The organism is Campylobacter sp. BCW_4323, from assembly GCF_001763115.1.
Classification (GTDB): domain Bacteria; phylum Campylobacterota; class Campylobacteria; order Campylobacterales; family Campylobacteraceae; genus Campylobacter_D; species Campylobacter_D jejuni.
This window is the reverse complement of record NZ_MJYC01000066.1, coordinates 77,848-99,291: the sequence shown is the minus strand read 5'-3', so window position 1 is coordinate 99,291 and position 21,444 is coordinate 77,848. Positions and strand designations below refer to the sequence as shown.

Annotated in this window: 21 protein-coding genes; 16 read left to right on the top strand and 5 right to left on the bottom strand. The window is 31.2% G+C overall.

The window, feature by feature from the left end; all coding sequences use genetic code 11:
• Positions 1–25 precede the first annotated feature (25 nt).
• From AJN60_RS07005 to AJN60_RS06955, 11 genes are all read left to right on the top strand, one after another.
• Complete coding sequence (locus AJN60_RS07005) at positions 26–727, top strand: SIR2 family NAD-dependent protein deacylase (RefSeq protein ID WP_002827318.1); 702 nt, start codon at positions 26–28, stop codon at positions 725–727.
• Positions 720–1,319: a LysE family translocator gene (locus AJN60_RS07000; RefSeq protein WP_002861777.1), complete on the top strand. Its 600-nt coding sequence runs from the start codon at positions 720–722 to the stop codon at positions 1,317–1,319. Before AJN60_RS07005 ends, AJN60_RS07000 begins: the two co-directional genes overlap by 8 nt.
• 3 nt (positions 1,320–1,322) lie before the next feature.
• Positions 1,323–2,420 (top strand): succinyl-diaminopimelate desuccinylase, encoded by a 1,098-nt coding sequence (dapE, locus tag AJN60_RS06995; protein ID WP_070286158.1) that lies wholly within the window; start codon positions 1,323–1,325, stop codon positions 2,418–2,420.
• A gap of 9 nt (positions 2,421–2,429) precedes the next feature.
• Entirely contained in the window at positions 2,430–2,621 is a 192-nt protein-coding gene (gene thiS / locus AJN60_RS06990; RefSeq protein ID WP_002853007.1) for a sulfur carrier protein ThiS, read from the top strand.
• A complete protein-coding gene (thiF, locus tag AJN60_RS06985; protein ID WP_079861565.1) occupies positions 2,618–3,421 on the top strand; it encodes a thiamine biosynthesis protein ThiF in 804 nt (267 codons plus the stop codon). Before thiS ends, thiF begins: the two co-directional genes overlap by 4 nt.
• A gap of 2 nt (positions 3,422–3,423) precedes the next feature.
• On the top strand, positions 3,424–4,200 hold the full coding sequence (locus AJN60_RS06980) for a thiazole synthase (protein ID WP_002861774.1): 777 nt from the start codon (positions 3,424–3,426) through the stop codon (positions 4,198–4,200).
• Between the two features lie 2 nt (positions 4,201–4,202).
• Entirely contained in the window at positions 4,203–5,348 is a 1,146-nt protein-coding gene (gene thiH / locus AJN60_RS06975; RefSeq protein ID WP_070286157.1) for a 2-iminoacetate synthase ThiH, read from the top strand.
• Entirely contained in the window at positions 5,338–5,943 is a 606-nt protein-coding gene (locus AJN60_RS06970) for a thiamine phosphate synthase (protein ID WP_002861772.1), read from the top strand. Before thiH ends, AJN60_RS06970 begins: the two co-directional genes overlap by 11 nt.
• Positions 5,940–6,830, top strand: coding sequence for a helix-turn-helix domain-containing protein (locus tag AJN60_RS06965; protein ID WP_002861771.1), 891 nt, complete (start codon positions 5,940–5,942; stop codon positions 6,828–6,830). Before AJN60_RS06970 ends, AJN60_RS06965 begins: the two co-directional genes overlap by 4 nt.
• A gap of 62 nt (positions 6,831–6,892) precedes the next feature.
• Positions 6,893–7,744: an ATP-binding protein gene (locus AJN60_RS06960; protein WP_002861770.1), complete on the top strand. Its 852-nt coding sequence runs from the start codon at positions 6,893–6,895 to the stop codon at positions 7,742–7,744.
• A gap of 7 nt (positions 7,745–7,751) precedes the next feature.
• A complete protein-coding gene (locus tag AJN60_RS06955; protein ID WP_002861769.1) occupies positions 7,752–8,915 on the top strand; it encodes an MFS transporter in 1,164 nt (387 codons plus the stop codon).
• On the opposite strand, the gene murG is transcribed toward AJN60_RS06955, so the two are convergent.
• Both murG and ftsW read right to left on the bottom strand, forming a co-directional pair.
• Complete coding sequence (gene murG / locus AJN60_RS06950; protein ID WP_002861768.1) at positions 8,886–9,914, bottom strand: undecaprenyldiphospho-muramoylpentapeptide beta-N-acetylglucosaminyltransferase; 1,029 nt, start codon at positions 9,912–9,914, stop codon at positions 8,886–8,888. The genes AJN60_RS06955 and murG overlap by 30 nt on opposite strands.
• The gene (gene ftsW, locus AJN60_RS06945) at positions 9,911–11,074 is read right to left on the bottom strand and encodes a putative lipid II flippase FtsW (protein ID WP_002861767.1); all 1,164 of its coding nucleotides are present in this window, start codon (positions 11,072–11,074) and stop codon (positions 9,911–9,913) included. Before ftsW ends, murG begins: the two co-directional genes overlap by 4 nt.
• 139 nt (positions 11,075–11,213) lie before the next feature.
• On the opposite strand from ftsW, the gene AJN60_RS06940 reads away from it, so the two are divergent.
• From AJN60_RS06940 to AJN60_RS06925, 4 genes are read left to right on the top strand one after another with little or no spacing between them, the layout of a single operon-like run.
• Positions 11,214–12,659, top strand: a complete 1,446-nt coding sequence (locus AJN60_RS06940) for an acetyl-CoA carboxylase subunit A (RefSeq protein ID WP_002856595.1) — start codon at positions 11,214–11,216, stop codon at positions 12,657–12,659.
• A gap of 3 nt (positions 12,660–12,662) precedes the next feature.
• The gene (locus tag AJN60_RS06935) at positions 12,663–12,914 is read left to right on the top strand and encodes a hypothetical protein (RefSeq protein ID WP_002861766.1); all 252 of its coding nucleotides are present in this window, start codon (positions 12,663–12,665) and stop codon (positions 12,912–12,914) included.
• Positions 12,914–13,633: an arginyltransferase gene (locus tag AJN60_RS06930; protein WP_002861765.1), complete on the top strand. Its 720-nt coding sequence runs from the start codon at positions 12,914–12,916 to the stop codon at positions 13,631–13,633. Before AJN60_RS06935 ends, AJN60_RS06930 begins: the two co-directional genes overlap by 1 nt.
• The gene (locus AJN60_RS06925; RefSeq protein WP_070286156.1) at positions 13,634–14,440 is read left to right on the top strand and encodes an adenylosuccinate lyase; all 807 of its coding nucleotides are present in this window, start codon (positions 13,634–13,636) and stop codon (positions 14,438–14,440) included.
• A gap of 23 nt (positions 14,441–14,463) precedes the next feature.
• Here the strand turns inward: AJN60_RS06925 and cmeF are convergent, their stop codons facing one another.
• Genes cmeF through cmeD form a run of 3 tightly spaced genes read right to left on the bottom strand, consistent with a single transcriptional unit; the run spans position 14,464 to position 19,495 of the window.
• Positions 14,464–17,481: a multidrug efflux RND transporter permease subunit CmeF gene (cmeF, locus tag AJN60_RS06920; RefSeq protein WP_070286155.1), complete on the bottom strand. Its 3,018-nt coding sequence runs from the start codon at positions 17,479–17,481 to the stop codon at positions 14,464–14,466.
• 2 nt (positions 17,482–17,483) lie between these two features.
• Entirely contained in the window at positions 17,484–18,224 is a 741-nt protein-coding gene (gene cmeE / locus AJN60_RS06915) for a multidrug efflux RND transporter periplasmic adaptor subunit CmeE (RefSeq protein ID WP_070286154.1), read from the bottom strand.
• The gene (gene cmeD / locus AJN60_RS06910) at positions 18,221–19,495 is read right to left on the bottom strand and encodes a multidrug efflux RND transporter outer membrane subunit CmeD (protein WP_002870580.1); all 1,275 of its coding nucleotides are present in this window, start codon (positions 19,493–19,495) and stop codon (positions 18,221–18,223) included. The genes cmeE and cmeD overlap by 4 nt, the downstream gene beginning before the upstream one ends.
• Positions 19,496–19,620: 125 nt before the next feature.
• Here cmeD and lepA point away from each other — a divergent pair, with 125 nt between their 5' ends.
• Complete coding sequence (gene lepA, locus AJN60_RS06905; protein WP_070286153.1) at positions 19,621–21,417, top strand: translation elongation factor 4; 1,797 nt, start codon at positions 19,621–19,623, stop codon at positions 21,415–21,417.
• The last annotated feature ends 27 nt before the right edge of the window (positions 21,418–21,444 follow it).

The window sequence follows — 21,444 nt, the reverse complement described above, 5'->3', positions numbered from 1 at the left end:
TTTGTAAATTTTATAAGGTTTAGCGATGAAAAACATTATGATATTAAGCGGAGCGGGTTTGTCTGCTCCAAGTGGGCTTAAAACTTTTAGAGATAATGATGGACTCTGGGAAGAATACGATGTTATGGAGGTTTGCTCTGCAACAGGTTTTAGAAAAAATCCTAAAAAAGTACTTGATTTTTACGATGCAAGAAGGGCACAACTTCAAAATGTAAAGCCAAATCATGCTCATGAAAAAATTGCACAATTAAAAGAAAAATGGGGTAAAAATCTTTTTGTCATCACGCAAAATGTAGATGATTTGCTAGAGCGTGCAGGGTGTAAAGATGTAGTACATTTGCATGGCTTTTTGCCCGAACTTCGCTGCTTAAAATGCGAAGAAATTTTTAATATAGGCTATGAAAAAATCACAGATAAACAATGCCCAAAATGCAAAAGTAAGGATTTAAGACACAATATAGTTATGTTTGAAGAGCAAGCTCCTGCTTATGCTACGCTTTATTCTTTGTTAAATCAAACTTCGCTTTTTATCAGCATAGGCACAAGTGGGGCGGTTTTGCCTGTAGGGCGTTATGCTTCAATGTGCGAAAAAAGTATTTTAAATATCTACGAAAAAGATGCAAATTTAGAGCGGTATTTTGATAAAATCTATATAGAAGATATTATAAGCGCTATTGATAAAATCGCACTTGATATAGAAAATTTTATGAAAGATGGTAATGTTTGATTCTTTTTTAAGTGGAGTTTTTTTGGGCTTTGGAGTGAGTGTGCCTTTTGGACCTGTAAATATTTTGATTTTAACTTATGCACTAAAAGCTTTTAAAAATTCCATAGCTGTAGGACTTGGAGCATTTAGTATAGATATGCTTTATCTTTTTTTGCTTCAATTTGGGCTTTTAAATTTCTTAGACAATGTTATTTTTATGCGTTCTTTGGCGATTTTTGGTTTTTGTTTTTTAACTTATATGGCGTACTTGATGCTAAGAAAAAAGAAAGAAAGCTTAAATTTAGAGCATAAAGAATTTAAAGAAAGTCTTTTGAAAAGTTATATTAAAGGAGCTTTTTTAAATGGTTCAAATCCTTTTGTGATAGGATTTTGGCTTAGTGCTGCAAGCGTGGTTTTAAGTAGTGATCATGCTTATTTGATGACTTTAGGGCTTGTTGTGGCTATACTTTTTTGGGTAAGTGCTTTAGCTTTTGTGGTGGCAAGATATAGTCATGTTTTTAGTGCAAAAGTTGTTTTTATAATCAATATAATTTCAGCTATAATTATAGAGTATTTTGCTCTTAATTTATTATATAAAACTTTCTTAGGATAAAAAATGAATGCAAAAGAATTTTTAATCGAACTTTTAAAATTTAAATCTGTTACGCCAAATGATGATGGAGCTTTAAATTTCATCGCTATGGAACTGAGTGATTTTGAAGCTTTTTTCATAGAAAAAGAAGGCATTAAAAACCTTTTACTCACTAAAAAATTTAAAGATGAGGGTGAGCATTTAGCTTTTGGTGGGCATGTAGATGTAGTGCCTGCAGGCGAGGGTTGGAGTAGCGATGCTTTCGTGCCTATGGAAAAAGAAGGCTTTATCTATGCAAGAGGTGCTCAAGATATGAAAAGCGGAGTAGCAGCCTTTGTAGATGCGGTAAAGAATGCGGATTTTAAAGGAGCTAGGCTGAGTCTTATTTTAACAAGTGATGAAGAAGGCGAAGCTATATATGGAACTAAGGCTGTTTTAGAATGGATGCAAGAAAGAGATATACTACCTGATTATGCCGTGGTTGCTGAGCCAACCTGTGTTAAAAAAATCGGCGATAGCATTAAAATAGGGCGTCGTGGTTCTATCAATGGAAAACTTTTAATTCGCGGAAAACAAGGGCATGTTGCTTATCCTGAAAAATGTATCAATCCTGTGCATGATTTTGCACCGGTTTTAAAGCTTTTAGCGGGTTTTGATCTTGATCCTGGAAGTGCTGAATTTAGTCCTTCAAAAATCGTTATTACCGATATTCGTGGAGGTATGGGGGTATGTAATATAACGCCAAATGATTTAAAACTTATGTTTAATGTACGCAATTCCCCCGATACAAGCTTAGAAGATGTAAGAAGCTATGTAGAAAAAATTTGTCATGGTTTAAACTATGAGTTAGAGCTAAAACAATCAAGCGAAGCTTTTTTGACAAATATCGACAATAAAATCGTTCAAAAAATGAATGAAAGCGTTCAAAAAATCACTCATGAAGTGCCAGAGCTTAATACTAAAGGCGGTACAAGTGATGCAAGGTATTTTGCAAAATATGGTGTAAAAGTAGTGGAATTTGGGGTTTGTAATGATAGAATTCACGCTATTGATGAAAGAGTAAGTATAGAAGAATTTGAAAAACTTTGCCTTGTTTTTAAAGACTTGATAGAAAATTTTTAAAGGTTTAGAATGATTATCAATGGACAAAAGCTTGAGTTAAAAGAGCTTAAATTTATGGATTTTATCAAAGAAAAAGGCTTGAAAATAGAACTTATTGCTTTAGAATTAAATGGAGAAATCATACCAAAAAGCGAATTTGAAAATTTGATTTTAAAAGAAAATGATAAAGCCGAAATCGTAAGCTTTGTAGGAGGTGGATGATGAGAGTGAAATTCAATGGTAAAGAACTTGATACAGACTTTAAAACAAGTTTGGAATTTTTTGATAATATCAGCAAAAATGAAAATGATGTTTGGATTATCAATGGTTTTGCAACAAAAGAGAATATTGCTTTAAATGAAGATGATGAGCTTTTTTGTATAGAAAGAAATACTTTACCTCCAAAAGATGCGTTAGATGCTATGATGAGAGCAAGACACACTCCAAAGCTTCACGACAAGCTTAAAAATGGGCGCGTGGCGGTATGTGGTTTAGGTGGGCTTGGATCGCATATAGCGATAAATTTGGCAAGAAGTGGAGTGGGGTATTTAAAGCTGATTGATTTTGATGTGATTGAGCCCAGTAATTTGAATCGTCAAGCTTATCGTGTAAGTGATTTGGGTAAATTTAAAACCGAAGCTTTAAAAGAGCAAATTGGCGAGATTAACCCTTATATCAGCGTTGAAATTTGCACTTTAAAAATCAATGAGGATAATTTAAAGTCTTTGTTTAAAGATATAGATATAGTTTGTGAAGCTTTTGATAGTGCTATTGCAAAAGCGATGATGGCACAAAATTTTCATAGATTTTACAAAGATAGTATTTTAATCTGTGCTTCAGGGCTTGCGGGCTATGGTGATAGCAACAGCATACAAACAAGAAAAATTGCTAAAAATTTCTATGTGTGTGGGGATTTGGTAAATGGTGCTAAGGTGGGAAATGGACTTATGGCACCAAGGGTAAATATTTGTGCCGGACATCAAAGTAATCTTGTTTTAGAGCTTTTAGCAAATAAGGAGTAAAAATGCAAGAAAATTTAAAAAATGATAAATTAAAAATAGGCAAATACGAGTTTGATTCAAGATTTATTTTAGGTTCTGGAAAATATTCACTAGAACTTATAAAATCAGCTATAGAAGAAGCTAAAGCGCAGATTATCACTCTAGCCTTACGCCGTGCAAATACAGGGGAAATTGCTAATATACTTGATTATATCCCTAAAAATATCACACTTTTACCCAACACTTCAGGCGCAAGAAACGCCGATGAAGCCTTACGTATTGCAAGGCTTTCAAGAGAGCTTGGTTGTGGAGAACTTATCAAGATAGAAGTGATAAGCGATAGTAGGTATTTGCTGCCTGATAATTATGAAACGATTAAAGCTTGTGAGCTTTTAGCTAAAGAGGGCTTTACGCCTTTACCTTACATGCATGCTGATCTTTACGCAGCTAGAGCTATGCGTGATGCAGGAGCTGCGGCTATCATGCCTTTAGCAGCACCTATTGGGAGCAATAAAGGCTTATGTGCTAAGGAATTTATACAAATTTTGCTTAATGAAATTGATTTGCCTATCATTGTAGATGCGGGTATTGGAAGTCCTGCACAAGCTTGTGAAGCTATGCAAATGGGAGTAAGTGCGGTGATGGTAAATACAGCTATAGCTGAAGCTAAAGATATAACCTTGATGGCTAGAGCTTTTTCTTTGGCGGTAAATGCAGGAAGAGCGGCTTTTTTAGCAGGTTTGGCAAGTGTGAGCGAGGCTAAAGCAAGTTCTCCATTAACAGGCTTTTTAAGGGATTAATCATGCAAGATTATATGCAGCATTTACCTCATATGCAGGAAATAAAAAGCGAAATTTTAAACAAGGTTTTAAGTCAAGTTCAAAGCTATGATGAGAGTCAATTTAGCGCTAAAGATGTTAAAAATGCTTTAAATCAAACACATTTAAGTATAGAACATTTAAAAGCTTTGCTTTCAAGCGCAGCAGAAGATTTCATAGAAGAATTAGCCTTTAAATCCGCTAAAGTCAAGCAAAAATATTTTGGAAATTCTGTCTCTCTTTTTACCCCACTTTATTTGTCAAATTATTGTAATTCTAAATGTGTTTATTGTGGTTTTCAAAAAGGCAATAAAATCGCAAGAGCTAAGCTAAATGAAGCTGAAATTCACGAAGAAATGCAAGCCATTACTAAAAGTGGTTTAGAAGAAATTTTAATGTTAACAGGCGAGGGTAGGGAGTTTGCAAGTGTAGAATATATAGCAAATGCTTGTAAAATAGCTAGAGAGTATTTTAAGGTTGTAGGCGTTGAAATTTATCCTATGAATGAAGATGAATATAAAATTTTACATGAAAAGGGTTGTGATTATGTGACTGTTTTTCAAGAAACTTACAATCCTTTAAAATATTCTAAAATTCATTTAGCTGGTGAAAAACGCATTTTTCCTTATCGCTTTAATGCCCAAGAAAGAGCTTTAAAAGCGGGTATGCGTGGAGTGGCTTTTGCGGCACTTTTGGGTATAGATGATTTTAGAAAAGACGCCCTTGCTACGGCACTTCATGCGCATTTTTTACAACAAGCTTATCCGCATGCTGAAATTTCTATTTCAGTACCACGTTTAAGACCTATTATCAATAATGCCAAAATCCATCCTAAAGATGTGAGTGAAAAACGCCTTTTGCAAGTGCTTTGTGCTTATAGGCTCTTTTTGCCTTTTGCGGGTATTACCATTTCAAGCCGTGAAAGAATAGGTTTTAGAGATGAGGTTATTAAGCTTGGGGCTACTAAAATGAGCGCAGGAGTGAGTGTGGGCATAGGTGAACATAAGGGCGAAAAAAAGGGCGATGAGCAGTTTGAAATTTCAGATGATAGAAATGTAGATGAAATTTTAAGCATGCTTAAAAGATCAAATTTGCAAGCTGTGATGAGTGATAGCATTTATGTGGGATAAAAAAATCATTGCCATAAGCGATAGAAAATGTGTGGAAATAGACTTCTTAAAGCAGATTGAAAAACTTGCTAAGGCTAAGGTAGATGCTATAGTTTTAAGAGAAAAAGATTTAAGCGAATTTGAGTATTATGACTTAGCAAAAGAAGTTTTAAGCATTTGTACAAAGCAAAAAGTGACTTGTTTTTTGCATTTTTTTGATAGGGAGTGTTTAAAATTGGGACATCGTTATTTTCACGCACCGCTTTCTTTGCTAAGAAAAGAGTCTAAATTAGTAAAATATTTTCATATACTTGGCACTTCAGTCCATAGCAAAGAAGAGCTTTTAGAGGCGATGAGTTATAAGGTAAATTATGCTTTTGTAGGGCATATTTTTGAAAGTTCTTGTAAGGCGGGTTTAGAACCTAAAGGGCTTGATTTTTTAAAATCCTTACTTGAATTTAGTCAAATTCCACTTTATGCCATAGGCGGTATCAATGCTCAAAATATAGAAAATTTTAAAGATATAAATATAGCAGGTGTTTGTATGCGTGAAATTTTAATGAAAGAAAAAGATCTTAAAAAGTATCTTTTAGAATGTAGGCAAAATTTACGATGAATAAAATTCTTTCTTTACCAGAAGATTTAAAGCAATTAAAAGGTGTCAATTATAAAAAAATTAAATCTTGCACTTTTGCTAAATATACACAAACGGATACTTCGCATTCTACTTTTGTTAATATAGGAAGTCATCTTTTAACTTTTGTTCGCAAAGGATATAAAATTTTACACACTGCATCAAAAGATTATAAGATTAACTCTTATGAAACTTTGTTTTTAAAAGCTGGGAGCTATACTTTAAGCAATGTAGGACTTAGTAAAGGAGTTTATGAAGCTTATTTATTTTTTTTTGACAATGCATTTTTAATTGAGCTTATTTATAAGTATAAAGATTTTTTTAAACTAGATCAAAAGTTTCAAAACTATGAAATTTTTTGGGTAAAAAATGATAAGATTTTGCAAGGAATTTTGGAAAGTTTTTCACCGCATTTTGAAGAAAATACGCAAATTTTAGATCCTATAGTGAGTTTGAAATTTGAAGAGATTTTTTTACATTTGCTTTTAAATAAGAATATTTATTTTATTAGTTTTTTATCAGGAATTTTAAAAGAATTTCGCCTTGATCTTTCCCAACTTTTTGAGTATTGTGGTAGAGAATTTTTAAGCGTAAATGAAATGTCTAATTTTGCGAAATTAGATTTAGCAACTTTTTCTAAAGAATTTAAGAAATGTTTTGGACAAAGTCCTAAAAAATGGTTAGATGAAAAAAGGTTGCAAAAAGCAAAGATTTTACTTAAATTTTCTAAAAAAAATATCAATGAAATAGCTAATGAGTGCGCTTTTTCTTCAGTAGCTTGGTTTATTGAAAGATTTAAAGAGAAATATGAGCAAACTCCTAAGCAATATCAAAAAACAAAAAACTTGTATTTTTTATCAAAAAACTAGCACATTTTTTTTATCTAAATAAATATAATTCAATGAAAATATTTTTAAATAAAGGAGAAAATATGAAAAAATATGTTTTAAGTTTAGCGCTTCTTGGAAGTTTGCTTGGTGCAAGTGAATTAAAATATCAAGAATTTGATGGTTTTAAAAGCCCTGAAAGTATTTTTGTAGATAAAAACTATGTTTATGTATCTAATGTAGGAGAAAAACTTGAACCTTTGGCGAAAGATAATGATGGATTTATTTCTAAGCTTGATAAAAATGGCAAAGTGCTAGAATATAAATTTTTAACCCATCTTAATGCACCAAAAGGCATGATGGAGATTGGAAAAACTCTTTATGTGGTAGATATCGATGTTTTACGCGGTTTTGATCTTAAAACTAAAAAAGAAATTTTTAATTTACCTATTAAAGGTGCAATCTTTTTAAATGACATAGAAAAATTAGACGACAATACGCTTTTGGTTAGCGATACTGGCACAGGACTTATTTTAAAGGTTGATTTAAAAACTAAGCAATATGATGAATTATTAAAACTTGATTTAGTAAAATTTGGTGGTCCAAATGGGTTATATCTAGATAGAAAAAAACATAAGCTTTTTATAGCTGGTTATCATCCTGATGGTGTAAGTGGCGGTGTTGTAATGGCTTATGATTTAAATACAAAAGAACTCAGTATAATTAAAAATGAAAAAGAATCTTATGATGGAATAGTTCCTTATAAAGATGGTTTATTGGTAAGTTCTTGGGGAAATAATCTAAATGGATATATTTATAATTTAGATAATGTTAAATCTGTAAAACTTGAATTTCCTTTGATGAAAGGTCCTGCAGATATATTTATTGAAGGTAATATTTTATGGATTCCTAAGATGGCAGAAGGTAAAATATTCAAAGTAGAACTTAACAAATAAGGCTTTTATGGCTTCTTTTAAAAAGATATTTTGGATTAATGTTATTATTGTTATTATTGTAGCTTTTAATCTTAGAGCCCCAATTACTGCAGTGGGGCCTATTATTGATATTATTAAAGATAAGTATTATTTAAACTCAACCGTAGCGGGCATACTTACAAGTCTTCCTTTGATAGCTTTTGGAAGTATTTCTTTTATTGTGGGGTATTTTTCTCCTATTCGTGCTATTGTTTTTGGAATTTTTTTAATTTTTTTAGGCGAAATTATTCGTTCTTATTTTGGTGTATATGGCTTATTTTTAGGAATGTTAGCAATGGGCTGTGGTATAGCAATTGCAAATGTTTTACTTCCTAGTTTTATTAAAGAAAAATTTCCAAGAAAAATGGCAAGTATAATGGGAATTTATAGTCTTGTTTTGAGTATTTCTTCGATTATGGGTATTGCTTTAGCTATACCTTTGCTTAGTGTATTTGATTTAGCTGGAGCTATGTTTTTCTGGGCTATTTTTTCTTTTGTAGCTTTAGTAGTTTACTATCCTCAAGCTAAAAATGGTAGATTTTTTCGCATTAAGAAAAAAGCTTATAAAAAAATCAATCTTTTTACAAATTTAACAACTTGGAAAATTACTCTTTTTATGGGATTTCAAAGTTTTTTAGCTTATTCTTTGTTTTTTTGGTATGTTCAAATCGTTGTAGAAAAAGGTTTTGATAAAGAATTCGCTACAAATATGGTTCTTTTTGCTCAGCTTGTTGCAGCTCCAGTGTCTCTTTTTGGCCCTTTACTTTTAGGAAAATTAAGGCAAAATTTACATACTTTTTACATAGCTAGTTTGTGCAGTATGTATGTGATCGCTTTTGGTATGCTCTTTATTTTTGATAGCAAAATTTCTATTATCATCAGTGCTTTTATCATGGGTTTTCCATGGGGTGGAGTTTTTGGCATTGCGTTGCTTTTTATTGCACAAAAAAGCTCTAATGCTCAAATAGCAGCGAGACTTTCTGCTTTAGCTCAGGGTTTTGGGTATTTAATCGCAGCACAAGGACAATGGATTATAGGTTTTTTGCATGACAAATTTGAAAATTTTTCACTTGCTATTTTGATGTTGATTTTTGTAGGGATTTTGGTAAATATCTTTGGATATTTATCGTATAAAAGCCAAGTTATCAGATAGTGCTTTTTCTAGTAAAATATCCCCACCATTTTTTTGTGCTATATTTTGCAATCTTGTGGAAATATCTTCTAAGTTAAGTTTTAACATTGCTTTGAAAAAATCATCAAGATTGATCGAATCTTGCGTGAAAATTTGACATAAAGCTTGATCTTGTAAAAATTTAGCATTAAAGTATTGATGATTTTTAGCTGCATGAGGATAAGGTATGAAAATAGCAGGTAAGGTGTTAGCACAAAGTTCAAAAAGGGTGCTTGCACCTGCTCTTGATATAGCTAGATCTGCATTTTTCATTTTTTCTTCCAAATTTGAACTAAAGTCAAAAACATCAGCTTGGATATTTAAGCTTTGGTAGTGTTTTTTGCATTTTTCAAAATCATTTTTTCCACATTGATGGATGATTTTGATATTTTGTTCTTGAAGCTTTGGGGCGAGATTTAAAGCTAGTTCGTTTATAAAACTAGCTCCTTGTGATCCTCCTAGGAAAATAATATTTTTTAATTCTTTGCGAATCCTAGCATTATCAAAAAATTTATTTGCTACAGGATAAGGGCTGAATTCTTTTTCAAAGGCGCTAAAAAATTTCGTAGCGAAAGGTTTTAAAAGCATGTTTAAAGAGCCACTTTTTGAATTTTGCTCATGTATAAAAAGAGGCAAATGTGAGAATAAAGCCGCAAAAGATGCAGGAGCTGCACTATATCCACCTACACTAAAAACGGCTTGGATGTGGTATTTTTTAAAAATTTCTCTACAATCTTTGGAGAGTTTTAAGGTGTGGAGTAAAGAACTGATTTTGCCAAATTTGCTTTGATTAACCACTCCTTTAGAGCTTAAAAAAAATTTTTCCTTAAAGCGTACTTCATTTTCAAACCAAGCTTTATCTTGACCATTTTGACTACCTATGTATACACATTCTATATTTTTTTTAATCGCACTTTCTAATAAGCAACGCACTATGGCTAAGTGCCCACCAGTTCCGCCACCTGTTAAAGCTATTGTCATAATTTAACCTTTTTTGAAATCATTAATACATATCCTATACCTATACAAATTGCCCACATTGAACTTCCTCCATAACTTAAAAGTGGAACAGCCACACCTTTTAGTGGAGTAAGAGAAATAATACCAAAAGCATTCATAAAAAAGGAAAAAAGTAAAAGTAAGGCTATGCCTGAACAGAAAATAAAATCTTGTTTAGCTTCGCATCTTCCTGCAATTCTAAAAATTCTTAAAATCATCCAAAGATAAATATAACAAATAACTCCAAGACCCAAAAGTCCTATTTCTTCAGTAATTCCTGAAAGAATAAAGTCAGTATGTACTTCACTTAAAAAGCCTAATTTAAAAGTTCCAAGTCCTAAGCCTTCGCCAAACATTCCTCCATGGGCTATAGCATTTAAAGAGTGCGAAATCTGATAAGGTTCGCTGTTGCTACTTACTCTTAAAGCATTTGCCAACCAATCAGGAAGCATAGGTAAAAAAGCATCTTGTATATTCCCCCACCAAGAAGCAATTCTTTGAATTCTTCTTTGATTACTAGAAATTACCATTATACCTATCATCATAATGATTAAAGTTCCAAAAGCAAAAAGTCTTTTACTAGCTCCTGCAAAAAAAGCTAAAGCTAGAATTAAAAAGAAAGAAATTATACTTTGTCCTAAATCGTTTTGAGTGATATAAATATATCCTATAACTATAGAAGCTAAGATACAATAAGGTAGAAGAATTAAAGCCTCGTGTCTGATAGCTTTTTTGCTATCATCAATACGCCTTGTATAGCTCCATGCTAAAAAATAAATCAATCCTATTTTAAAAAATTCCACAGGAGAGATAGAGAGTGGGCCTAAGCGTATCCAGCGTTTAGCTCCTCCGCTAGCTGTTGCTAATGCAGAAGGTAAAAATGGTAAAATGATAATAAAGATAAAAGAAATAATCAAAATAGCTAAAATAATTTTTTTAGAAAGTGCTTTATCAGGATCCAATCGAGAAATAAAAAACATTATAAGTATGCCACTAATTCCAAAAAAAAGCTGACGAATAAAAAAATGAAACTCGCTATAGTCAAGAAAAAGAACAGTAAAAGCTGTAAGAGAGTATGAAAATACTATTCCTATGGTGATTAAAATACAACTTAAATAAAATAATCTTTTATCAGCAACCATTATAATTATAACTTTTCTTTATTGGAATTAAAATTTTAAAAAGTTTTATTATAACTAAAATAAATTAAATTTTTTGCTAAGTTTTTGTAAGGAAAATTTGCTAAAATTAACAATAAAAATATAACAAAAAAGGCAAATTATGAATCAAATCCATAAAATTCTCATAGCAAATAGAGCTGAAATAGCTGTTAGAGTAATCCGTGCTTGTAGAGATTTACATATTAAAAGTGTTGCAGTTTTTACAGAGCCTGATCGTGAATGTTTGCATGTAAAAATCGCAGATGAGGCTTATCGCATAGGAACGGATGCTATAAGAGGATATTTAGATGTTGCTCGCATTGTTGAGATTGCTAAGGCTTGTGGTGCTGATGCGATCCATCCTGGTTATGGATTTTTAAGTGAGAATTACGAATTTGCTAAGGCTTGTGAAGATGCTGGAATTATTTTCATAGGTCCAAAATCTGAAGTAATCCATAAGATGGGAAATAAAAATATCGCTCGTAAGTTAATGGCTAAAAATGGCATACCTATTGTTCCAGGGACTGAAAAATTAAATTCCTATAGCATGGAAGAAATTAAAATTTTTGCTGAGAAGATTGGTTATCCTGTTATTTTAAAAGCTTCAGGTGGTGGAGGTGGGCGCGGAATTCGCGTTGTTCATAAAGAACAAGATCTTGAAAATGCTTTTGAATCTTGCAAAAGAGAAGCTTTAACATACTTTAATAATGATGAAGTATTTATGGAAAAATATGTAGTTAATCCTAGGCATATAGAATTTCAAATTTTAGGAGATAACTACGGAAATATTATCCATCTTTGTGAAAGGGATTGTTCTATCCAAAGAAGACATCAAAAGGTAATTGAGATAGCACCTTGCCCTGGAATTTCAGATAATCTTAGAAAAACCATGGGTGTTACAGCTGTGGCAGCTGCTAAGGCTGTAGGTTATACAAATGCTGGAACTATAGAGTTTTTACTTGATGATTATAATCGCTTTTATTTTATGGAAATGAATACAAGAATTCAAGTTGAGCATCCAATTACTGAAGAAATTACAGGTATTGATCTTATTGTAAGACAAATTCGTATTGCAGCAGGAGAAATTTTGGACTTAGAACAAAGCGATATTAAACCTAGGGGTTTTGCTATTGAAGCTAGAATTACTGCTGAAAATGTATGGAAAAATTTTATTCCAAGTCCTGGGAAAATAGGAGAATACTACCCAGCTCTTGGACCATCTGTCAGGGTTGATAGTCATATTTATAAAGACTATACTGTGCCGCCTTATTATGATTCCATGCTTGCAAAGCTTATTATTAAAGCAACAAGTTATGATTTAGCGGTTAATAAACTTGAGCGTGCTTTGAAGGAATTTGTGATTGATGATATTAGAACAACGATACCATTTTTAATCGCTATTACAAAAACAAGAGAATTTAGAAGAGGGTATTTAGACACCTCTTTCATAGAAACACATATGCAAGAATTATTAGAAAAAACAGAAGATCGTCATCAAGAAAATAAAGAAGAAGTTATAGCTGCAATAGCTGCTACGCTTAAAAAAATACGAGAAAGTAGAGAATAATAGATGGATTTTTTAGACAGTCTTAAAAGTATTAAAAAAGAAATGCAAGCTAACACCAATACTCCAAAATTAGCGAAGAAATCAAGCAAGAGTGGTGCAAGTGTAAAAAATTTAGAAAAACTAGCTAAAGATATTCGCGAAAAAAATCAAGAAACAAACATAGATAAGGAAATGCAAGAAATTTTTTTAAAACAAGAAAAACTACAGGATGAATTTTCCGAATTTATCAAAAATGCAGATATTAAGAAAATTTAATGCTCGAGATTGGTTTTTGTACTCTTGAAGATCAGTGTCCTTACTTAAAAGATAAACGCTCAAGAATAGAGTATAAATACATTGAAAATTGCCCTAAAGAAATCAATAATGAGCTAATAAAACGAGGTTGGCGTCGTTTTGGTAGGTATTTTTCACGCCCTATTTGTAAAGATTGTGATGAATGTTTAAGTCTTAGAATTTTAGTTAATGAATATAATTTTTCAAGAAGTGAAAGAAGGGTTATAAATAAAAATATTAACACCAAAGTTATGCTTAGAACACCCAATTTAAGCAATGAACATTTGTTTTTATATGATAAATACCATCGTTTTATGGAAGAAAAAAAGAACTGGAAGCGTTATGATTTAAGCTTTAAGCAGTATTATAATCTTTATGTCGATGGTTTTATGAATTTTGGATATGAGCTTGCATTTTATATAGAAGATAAGCTCGTTTGTGTTGATTTGATTGATATTTTAGAGGATGGAATTTCAAGCATTTATTGTTTTTATGATCCTGATTTTTCGTATTTTTCTTTGGGTAAATTTTCTTTGCTCAATGAAATACAAATAGCTAAAAAAATGAACTTAGATTATATTTATCTTGGGTATTTTGTAAAAAAGTGTCAATCTTTATCTTATAAAGCCGATTATACACCCAATGAAATTTTAAAAGGCACTAAAGAGCTTTTTGAAAATGAGGTTTTATGGGAGAAATAGATGCAAATCGTGCAAACTTTAGAAACTATCAATGTTAATACAGATGATATTAGCGTATTTCAGTATTTTAAAGACTTGATTACCAAAAATTTCACAAAGGTCATAGGACGAAAAAATAAAATTTTTTCTTTTTTTGAAGAAAATGAAATTCCACAGCGTCGTTATTTCTTAAAAGTTTTAGATCAAAAATATCGCAAAAGTACAAATGAAGGTATAGAGAATTTACAAGATGCTCATTTTAAAACTTTTAGATTAAATTTTGAGCAAAATAATATGCTTAAGCCTATGTTGTTTATCAAGATTGATTTTGCTGCGGGTAGAATTTTGATGAAGTTAAGCTCTAATGAAAAATTATTTGTTACCTATATAAGAAATTATTTTCAAGATCATAATATAGAATATAATGAAATGACAAATATTCTAATTTTAGAATATAAAAACGAGAATACTCTTGAACTTTTTGAAGCTTTTGCAGATGAGAGCGAGCATTTAAAATATTGCGTGAATTTTGAAGTTGACCGAGAAGAGTATAAAAAATTTCGCCAAAATATTCACAATAAAGAAAATATGAAATGGAAATTTAATGCTTTAGCTAAGCTTTTTAGTAATTATTTTAATACTTTAGAATGTACTCCGCAAAATGATCTTAGTGAAATCAGACAAAAATATTTGATTTTGGTAAAACTTTATCATCCTGATTTTCATCAAGGAAAAAGTGCAATAGAAAAAGCTTACGCAAGAGAACAGTTTGAAAAAATACAAATCGCCTATGATAACTTAAAAGTACTTTATAAGAATAATACTTAAAAAAATTAAATTAATCATTTTGGTTAATTTAATTTTTCTCTCTCATAAATTTTTCTTAATTTGCTATCTAGTTTAAAACAAAATTTAAAAAGTGCAGGTACTACGAGTAAGGTAAGCAAGGTCGAACTTATAAGTCCAAAGATAATGGCTATTGCCATAGGAGAATTAGCTTCATAGCCCGCACCCCTTGAAAGAGCGAGTGGGAGCATGGCAAAAATCATAGCAAAAGTTGTCATCAATATAGCCCTTAAGCGTGATTTTCCAGCGATTAAAAGAGCTTTATCGGGATCTAAACCTTCATGGCATTTTTTATTAGCTACATCTACGAGTAAAATAGCATTTTTCCCCACCATACCAAAAAGTAAGATGATGGCAATAAGTACAAAAAGTGAAAAATTATGCCCTGTGATAAAAAGCCCTATAGATGCTCCTCCAAAGGCTAAAGGCATAGTTATCATAATGATTAAAGGTAAAATAAAGCTTTCATAAAGTGCGGCTAAAACAAGATAAATTAAAACAAAAGCAAGTACTACTGCCATAGCAAAACCTTGCACGGTTTCACCTAAAAGATTGATAAAGCCTGAAAAAGCATAGCTAAGACTTGCATTATTATTTAAAATTTTATCCATATTATCTAGTAAAAGTTTTTGCACCGCTCCTAAGGAAAGATCATTTACTCCAGCTGTGATTTTTACAGAGCGGTTTTTATTGTAACGATTGATGGTTTTTAAATCTTTGCTGTATATAAAATCCACCACGCTTGAAAGTTCTAAATTTACACCTTGGTTGTTTTTAATACTAATGCGTTTTAAAGCTTCTATGTCTTTTTTAAATTCTGGAGCAAAACTTAGGATAATATCATCTTTTGAATTGCCTCTATCCATACTTCCTACGCTAAGTTGCGAAAAAGAATACCCTAAAACCCCAGCGATATATTCAGGATTGACATCTAAAAGTTTAGCTTTTTCTTTGTTGATGTGTAAGGCTACTTCATCTTTTGTAGCATTAGCATTGTCGCTTATATCTACAATGCGTGCATTAGTGCCTAAAATTTCTTTTGCTCGAGAAGCAGCTTCTTTTAGTGTGTTTAAATCATCTCCTAAGATTAAAAACTGCACGGGATCATCAATGCCTGCACCCTCTATCTTTGGAAGTTCTAAAATTTTGATTTTTAAACTTTCATCTTGAAATTTTTGACGATATAAACTTACTATAGCACTTTGTCTTAAATTTCTTTCGTCTAAATTTTTAAGTTTAACATAAATTTTAGCCTTTGTAGCATCTTTGGCATCATCATAGCCTACAAGTAAAAAAGCGTATTTGACATTGCTATCATTTTTGATTTTTTCAAGCAAATTTAAACTTTTTTCTTTCATGGCTTCTAAACTTAAATCCTTTTTACTTTCAAGCAAAACTTGAATTTCGCTATCATCTTCCATAGGTAAAAAATCAAGCCCTATACGAGTAGCTAAAGCAAAAGAAAGCCCTACAAAAACAAGAGTGGCTAGGATAAATTTTGCTTTATTTTGTAAAATTTTATAGAGTAAATTTTCATACTTTTGCTCTATTTTTTCAAAAAAAGCTTCTGTTTTTTCATAAAACTTGCTTTCTTTTGGATTTAAAAATCTTGCTCCAATACTAGGTATTAAAAATACAGAAACCAAAAAGCTTATAACTATCCCACTTGCAACGCTTATGCCTAAGGCATTGAAAAAAAGCCCTGGTATAGAGTTCATATAAGAAATAGGGATAAAAACACAAAGTAAAACTATACTGATGCTTAAAACGCTAAAACCTATTTCATTGATACCTAAAAAAGCAGCTTGTAAAGGCGGATAAGTTTTTAGTTTTTTAGCAATATTTTCAATCACTACTATAGCATCATCGATAAAAATTCCTATGCTTAAGGTTAAAGCTATGAAAGTTAAGCGGTTTAAATCATAGCCTAAAAGATCGATAATAAAAAAAGTTGAAATGATAGAAGTAGGTATAGCTATGCAAGCAATGAGAGTTGCACTTAAATTTCTTAAAAATAAAAACACGATAACAAGGGTTAGAAAAATTCCCAAAACCATATCAAAAATCACTTGAGAAAGATGCTTGTGGATATTTAAACTCTTATCATAAAGTATGTCAATACTTATATCACTAGGAATTTGTTTTTCTAAAATAGGCAAGGCATTTTTGACATTTTTAATCATTTCAAGGGTATTATAATTTGTGATTTTTCCGAGTTCTAAAAGCACCCCTTCTTTACCTTCGTATAAAGCACTTTGTTTTTCATCTTCATAAAGGCTTGAAATATTAGCAATATCGCTTAAAAATACCCCTGTTTTTATGCGAAGATTGCTAAGTTCTTCTAAATTTGTGGCTTCAAAATAGCCTTTGATGATATAGTTATCTTGATTGTTATTAAGTTCGCCTAGGGCTTGTTTAAAATTTTGACTTTTGATGATATTTGCTACATCAAGGGCGTTAAGATTGTATTTTCTAAGTTCGTTTGGTTTTAATTCTATGCGAATTTGGGGTTCTAAAAAACCCTTAGCTTCGATTTTACCTACTCCTTCAACTCTTTGCAAAAAAGGTTTTATTTTATCATTGATTTCGCGCATGAGTTGTAATTTATCTTTAGAATATAAAAAAAGCGAAATAGCAGAACCAGAATCTGAACTGATTTTTTCAATTTCAGGCTTAGAAGGTAGGCTTAAAGTTCCTATTTTATCACGCACATCATTAGCAGCTACTTCAAGATTTTTACCTAGTTTAAACTCGACTACACTCACACTAAAATTATCATACGCAGCTGAGGTTATGGTCTTTACTCCATCAATCTCACTTAGAGCATTGTCTATTTCTTTAGTGATTTTTGATTCTACGAAATTTAAATCCTCATTTACCTTGCTTGTAATCTTTACAAGAGGTATGGAAACATTAGGAAATAAATTTACACTCATGCTAAAAGCAGAGATTAGCCCAAAAATCATAAGAGCTAAGAAAAACATTAGCACAGTAATTGGTCGGTTTATAGCTAGTTTAAACATTTTTAATCTTTAGTGATGATTCTACCTTCGCCAAAAAGCCCAGGTGTTAGATTTGTAGTTTGCACTTCAGCATAAATTTTTCTTGTTTTTACTTCTATACTTGGATAAATAAGACTGATTTTTCCTTTTAATTCTGTACCATTTTGATCGATTTTGTAAAAGAAATCATCGCCTAATTTAACTTTATCTTTATATTTTTCATCAAAACTTAAAATCAGTTTGCTTTGTGGATAGGAAAAAATTTCTATTAAAGGTTGAGCTACTCCTCCTACTCCTTCACCCACTTGTATAAATTTATTTGCGATAATAGCATCATAAGGTGCGCGCAATTCTTTTTTTTCCATGATATTTTTGTAATAAGCTATATTGATTTTTGCTTTGTTTAAATTTAAATTAGCTGCATCAAACTTAGCTTTCATATCTTCATAGCTTTGTTTGTCTATAACATTTTCTACAGCTTTGATTTTTTGCATTTTGCTTTTGGTATTTTCGTATTCTACAAGAGCAAGTTGATAAGAATTTTGGGCATTTTGAAGAGCTATTTTTTCACTTTCTTGATCAAGAGCAAGTAAAAGTTCTCCTTTGCTGACTTTTTGTCCAATTTCTACAGGAATTTTTTGAACTAAACCTATGCTTTCAAGGGCAAGTTTGCTTTGTTTTGATGCTTCTACATTGAAACTTGCATAAATTTCTTCGCCAAAGGCGCAATTAAAAGCAAGAAGTAAAAATAGAATTTTTTTCATTCTTTAACCTTTGAATTAAGATCTATACCTGCATTAAAATAATAATTTGCTTTAGTAATTTCAAATTCATTTTTAGCAAGCTCTAAATCGCTTTGTGCTTTAAATTTAGCCTCTAAAGCTTGAAGATATTCCACATAAGAAACAAGTCCTGCTTGGTATTTTTTATCTACACTTTCAAAAGCTAAATTTGCAGCATTTAAGCTAAGATTAAGAGCTAAAATTTGTTCTTGTAAAACTTTTAAACTTTTGTCTAAATAATTTAATTCTTCTTTATTTTTTCTCTCACTAAATCTTGCATTTGCATTGGCTATTTGAACGTTTAAACGCTCTTTTTCAACTTCTTTAGCCCTTGCATTGAAATCAAAAATTTTCCATTCCATACCTAAAATAAACTGATTACCTTGAGAATATTTTTCTAAGAATTGATCTGCTAAGTTTACAAAAGGAGCTGGAACTTTTGGATTATAATTGTTTTTATAAAAGTTAAAATTATCTTGAATATAAAATTTTGGAAAATATTCAGCTTTTGCTAAATTTACACTTTCTTTAGCAAGATTGATTTGTTCTTTAGCTATCATTACTTCATAGTTTTGACTTTTTTCTTGTTGCGGATTTTCTAAAAAAGCATTCCCTTGCACTTTAAAATCTGTATTGCTTAAAATTTTAATCTCTTTTTGTATATTGGCAAGTTTTAATTCATTTTGACTGAGCTCTAATAAGCTTAAATGATATTTGGCTTTAATGCTTTCAAGTTCATCTTTAGGGCTAAGTCCTGCATCGTAAAATTTTTGCAATCTTTCAAAAGTTGATTTTAAAAAAGCTACTTTTTGTTGATTGGCTAGTAAAATTTTTTCAAGACTTAAGGTGTTAAAATAAAGTGTGATTGCATTTAGGGCAAGGTAATTTTTATTTTGTTCTTTATCTAAAAGGCTTAATTTTTCTTTGCTTTCTAAAGCCCTTAAATTGGCTTCTCTAGCACCCCCATCAAAAAGCAAAAAATTAAGAGAGACTTTAGCAAATAAACTTTCTTGTGGATCGATGATGAAGCGATCTTTATTATTGGCTACATAAGCTGAGTTTAGACTAAGAGAGGGTAGGTAATTTCTAAAAGCTTGTTCTTTGTCCAAATTTGCTTGTTCGCTTTGCATTTGTTTAATGAGATAGGATTCATTATTTTGACTTAGTGCTATAAATTCGTGCAAATTAGAAGCTAACATTGCTAAGGGATAAAGAGCTAAAAATATAGCTGATTTTAAATATTTTTCAAACATTTGATATTTTAGTATGCTTTATATAAATTTCAATTGAAGTTTTTTATATAAAATAAAATTTATTTGTTTTAAACATAAATTTTGTTAAAATCCTAGCTTTAAAATTTTATATTTAGGATGAAATTTTGTCGGTAAAAAATATTAGAAATTTTTCTATTATAGCTCATATAGATCATGGAAAATCTACTCTTGCAGATAGGATTATTAGCGAGTGTGGTGCTATTAGCGATAGGCAGATGAGTTCACAAGTTATGGATACTATGGATATAGAAAAAGAGCGTGGTATCACCATAAAAGCACAATCAGTGCGTTTAAATTATAAATTTAATAATGAAAATTTTGTTTTAAATCTTATTGATACTCCTGGCCATGTGGATTTTTCTTATGAAGTGAGTCGTTCTTTGGCAAGTTGTGAAGGGGCTTTACTTGTAGTAGATGCTTCTCAAGGTGTTGAAGCACAGACTATAGCTAATGTTTATATAGCACTTGAAAGTAATCTTGAAATCATTCCTGTAATTAATAAAATCGATTTACCTAATGCTGATGTTGAAAAAGTCAAGCATGAAATCGAGCATATTATAGGCATAGATTGTAAAGACGCCATTTGCGTGAGTGCAAAAACAGGAGTGGGTATAAAAGAGCTTATAGAAACAATTATCACTAAAATCCCTGCGCCAAAAACAGATGATGAAGCTCCTACTAAGGCTTTAATTTATGATTCTTGGTTTGATAATTATTTGGGTGCTTTGGCTTTGGTTAGGATTTATGAGGGAAGTATAGCTAAAAACGATGAAGTTTTAGTCATGAGTACAGATAAAAAACATATAGTTCAAGATCTTTTTTATCCCCACCCTTTAAGTCCAATTAAAACTCAATCTTTACAATCAGGTGAAGTAGGCGTGGTGGTTTTAGGGCTTAAAACTGTAGGCGATGTACAAGTAGGCGATACTATTACTTTAGTAAAAAACAAAGCTAAAGAAGCCATAGGCGGTTTTGAAAAGGCTAAAGCTTTTGTGTTCGCAGGACTTTATCCTATAGAAACGGATAAATTTGAAGATTTAAGAGATGCTTTGGATAAGCTAAAGCTTAACGATAGTTCTATTACCTATGAGCCTGAAACTTCTTTGGCTTTAGGCTTTGGTTTTAGGGTAGGGTTTTTAGGACTTTTACACATGGAAGTGATTAAAGAAAGGCTTGAGAGAGAATTTAATCTTGATTTGATTGCTACAGCTCCAACTGTGACTTATGAAATTTATCAAACCGATGGAGAGCTTGTTAAAATTCAAAATCCTAGCGAACTTCCTCCTGTTAATAAAATCGATCATATAAAAGAGCCTTATGTTAAAGCCACTATCATTACTCCAAGTGAATTTTTAGGGAATTTAATCACTCTTTTAAATCGCAAAAGAGGAGTGCAGGTTAAAATGGACTATATTACACCTGAGCGTGTTTTATTAGAATATGATGTGCCTTTAAATGAAATTGTGATGGATTTTTATGATAAATTAAAGTCCTTAACAAAAGGCTATGCGAGTTTTGATTATGAACCTATAGAATTTAGAGTAGGGGATTTGGTAAAACTTGATATTAAGGTAGCAGGTGAAAATGTTGATGCACTAAGCATTATCGTGCCTAATGAAAAAGCACAAAGTAAAGGAAGAGAACTTGTTAGCGCTATGAAAGAAATAGTTCCTAGACAGCTTTTTGAAGTAGCCATTCAAGCAAGTATTGGAAATAAAATCATCGCAAGGGAAACCGTTAAATCCATGGGTAAAAATGTGACAGCAAAATGCTATGGTGGGGATATTACTAGAAAAAGAAAGCTTTTAGAAAAGCAAAAAGAAGGTAAAAAAAGAATGAAAGCTATAGGTAAGGTAAATTTACCTCAAGAAGCTTTTTTAAGTGTTTTAAAGATAGATTGATGATAAATTTAAAACTTGGCTTGAAAT

What these genes read in the sequence shown, in the direction of transcription:
- AJN60_RS07005 (WP_002827318.1), top strand. Translation starts at nt 26, where the DNA reads ATGAAAAACATTATGATATTAAGCGGAGCGGGTTTGTCTGCTCCAAGT.
- AJN60_RS07000 (WP_002861777.1), top strand. Translation starts at nt 720, where the DNA reads ATGTTTGATTCTTTTTTAAGTGGAGTTTTTTTGGGCTTTGGAGTGAGT.
- dapE (WP_070286158.1), top strand. Translation starts at nt 1,323, where the DNA reads ATGAATGCAAAAGAATTTTTAATCGAACTTTTAAAATTTAAATCTGTT.
- thiS (WP_002853007.1), top strand. Translation starts at nt 2,430, where the DNA reads ATGATTATCAATGGACAAAAGCTTGAGTTAAAAGAGCTTAAATTTATG.
- thiF (WP_079861565.1), top strand. Translation starts at nt 2,618, where the DNA reads ATGATGAGAGTGAAATTCAATGGTAAAGAACTTGATACAGACTTTAAA.
- AJN60_RS06980 (WP_002861774.1), top strand. Translation starts at nt 3,424, where the DNA reads ATGCAAGAAAATTTAAAAAATGATAAATTAAAAATAGGCAAATACGAG.
- thiH (WP_070286157.1), top strand. Translation starts at nt 4,203, where the DNA reads ATGCAAGATTATATGCAGCATTTACCTCATATGCAGGAAATAAAAAGC.
- AJN60_RS06970 (WP_002861772.1), top strand. Translation starts at nt 5,338, where the DNA reads ATGTGGGATAAAAAAATCATTGCCATAAGCGATAGAAAATGTGTGGAA.
- AJN60_RS06965 (WP_002861771.1), top strand. Translation starts at nt 5,940, where the DNA reads ATGAATAAAATTCTTTCTTTACCAGAAGATTTAAAGCAATTAAAAGGT.
- AJN60_RS06960 (WP_002861770.1), top strand. Translation starts at nt 6,893, where the DNA reads ATGAAAAAATATGTTTTAAGTTTAGCGCTTCTTGGAAGTTTGCTTGGT.
- AJN60_RS06955 (WP_002861769.1), top strand. Translation starts at nt 7,752, where the DNA reads ATGGCTTCTTTTAAAAAGATATTTTGGATTAATGTTATTATTGTTATT.
- murG (WP_002861768.1), bottom strand. Translation starts at nt 9,914, where the DNA reads ATGACAATAGCTTTAACAGGTGGCGGAACTGGTGGGCACTTAGCCATA.
- ftsW (WP_002861767.1), bottom strand. Translation starts at nt 11,074, where the DNA reads ATGGTTGCTGATAAAAGATTATTTTATTTAAGTTGTATTTTAATCACC.
- AJN60_RS06940 (WP_002856595.1), top strand. Translation starts at nt 11,214, where the DNA reads ATGAATCAAATCCATAAAATTCTCATAGCAAATAGAGCTGAAATAGCT.
- AJN60_RS06935 (WP_002861766.1), top strand. Translation starts at nt 12,663, where the DNA reads ATGGATTTTTTAGACAGTCTTAAAAGTATTAAAAAAGAAATGCAAGCT.
- AJN60_RS06930 (WP_002861765.1), top strand. Translation starts at nt 12,914, where the DNA reads ATGCTCGAGATTGGTTTTTGTACTCTTGAAGATCAGTGTCCTTACTTA.
- AJN60_RS06925 (WP_070286156.1), top strand. Translation starts at nt 13,634, where the DNA reads ATGCAAATCGTGCAAACTTTAGAAACTATCAATGTTAATACAGATGAT.
- cmeF (WP_070286155.1), bottom strand. Translation starts at nt 17,481, where the DNA reads ATGTTTAAACTAGCTATAAACCGACCAATTACTGTGCTAATGTTTTTC.
- cmeE (WP_070286154.1), bottom strand. Translation starts at nt 18,224, where the DNA reads ATGAAAAAAATTCTATTTTTACTTCTTGCTTTTAATTGCGCCTTTGGC.
- cmeD (WP_002870580.1), bottom strand. Translation starts at nt 19,495, where the DNA reads ATGTTTGAAAAATATTTAAAATCAGCTATATTTTTAGCTCTTTATCCC.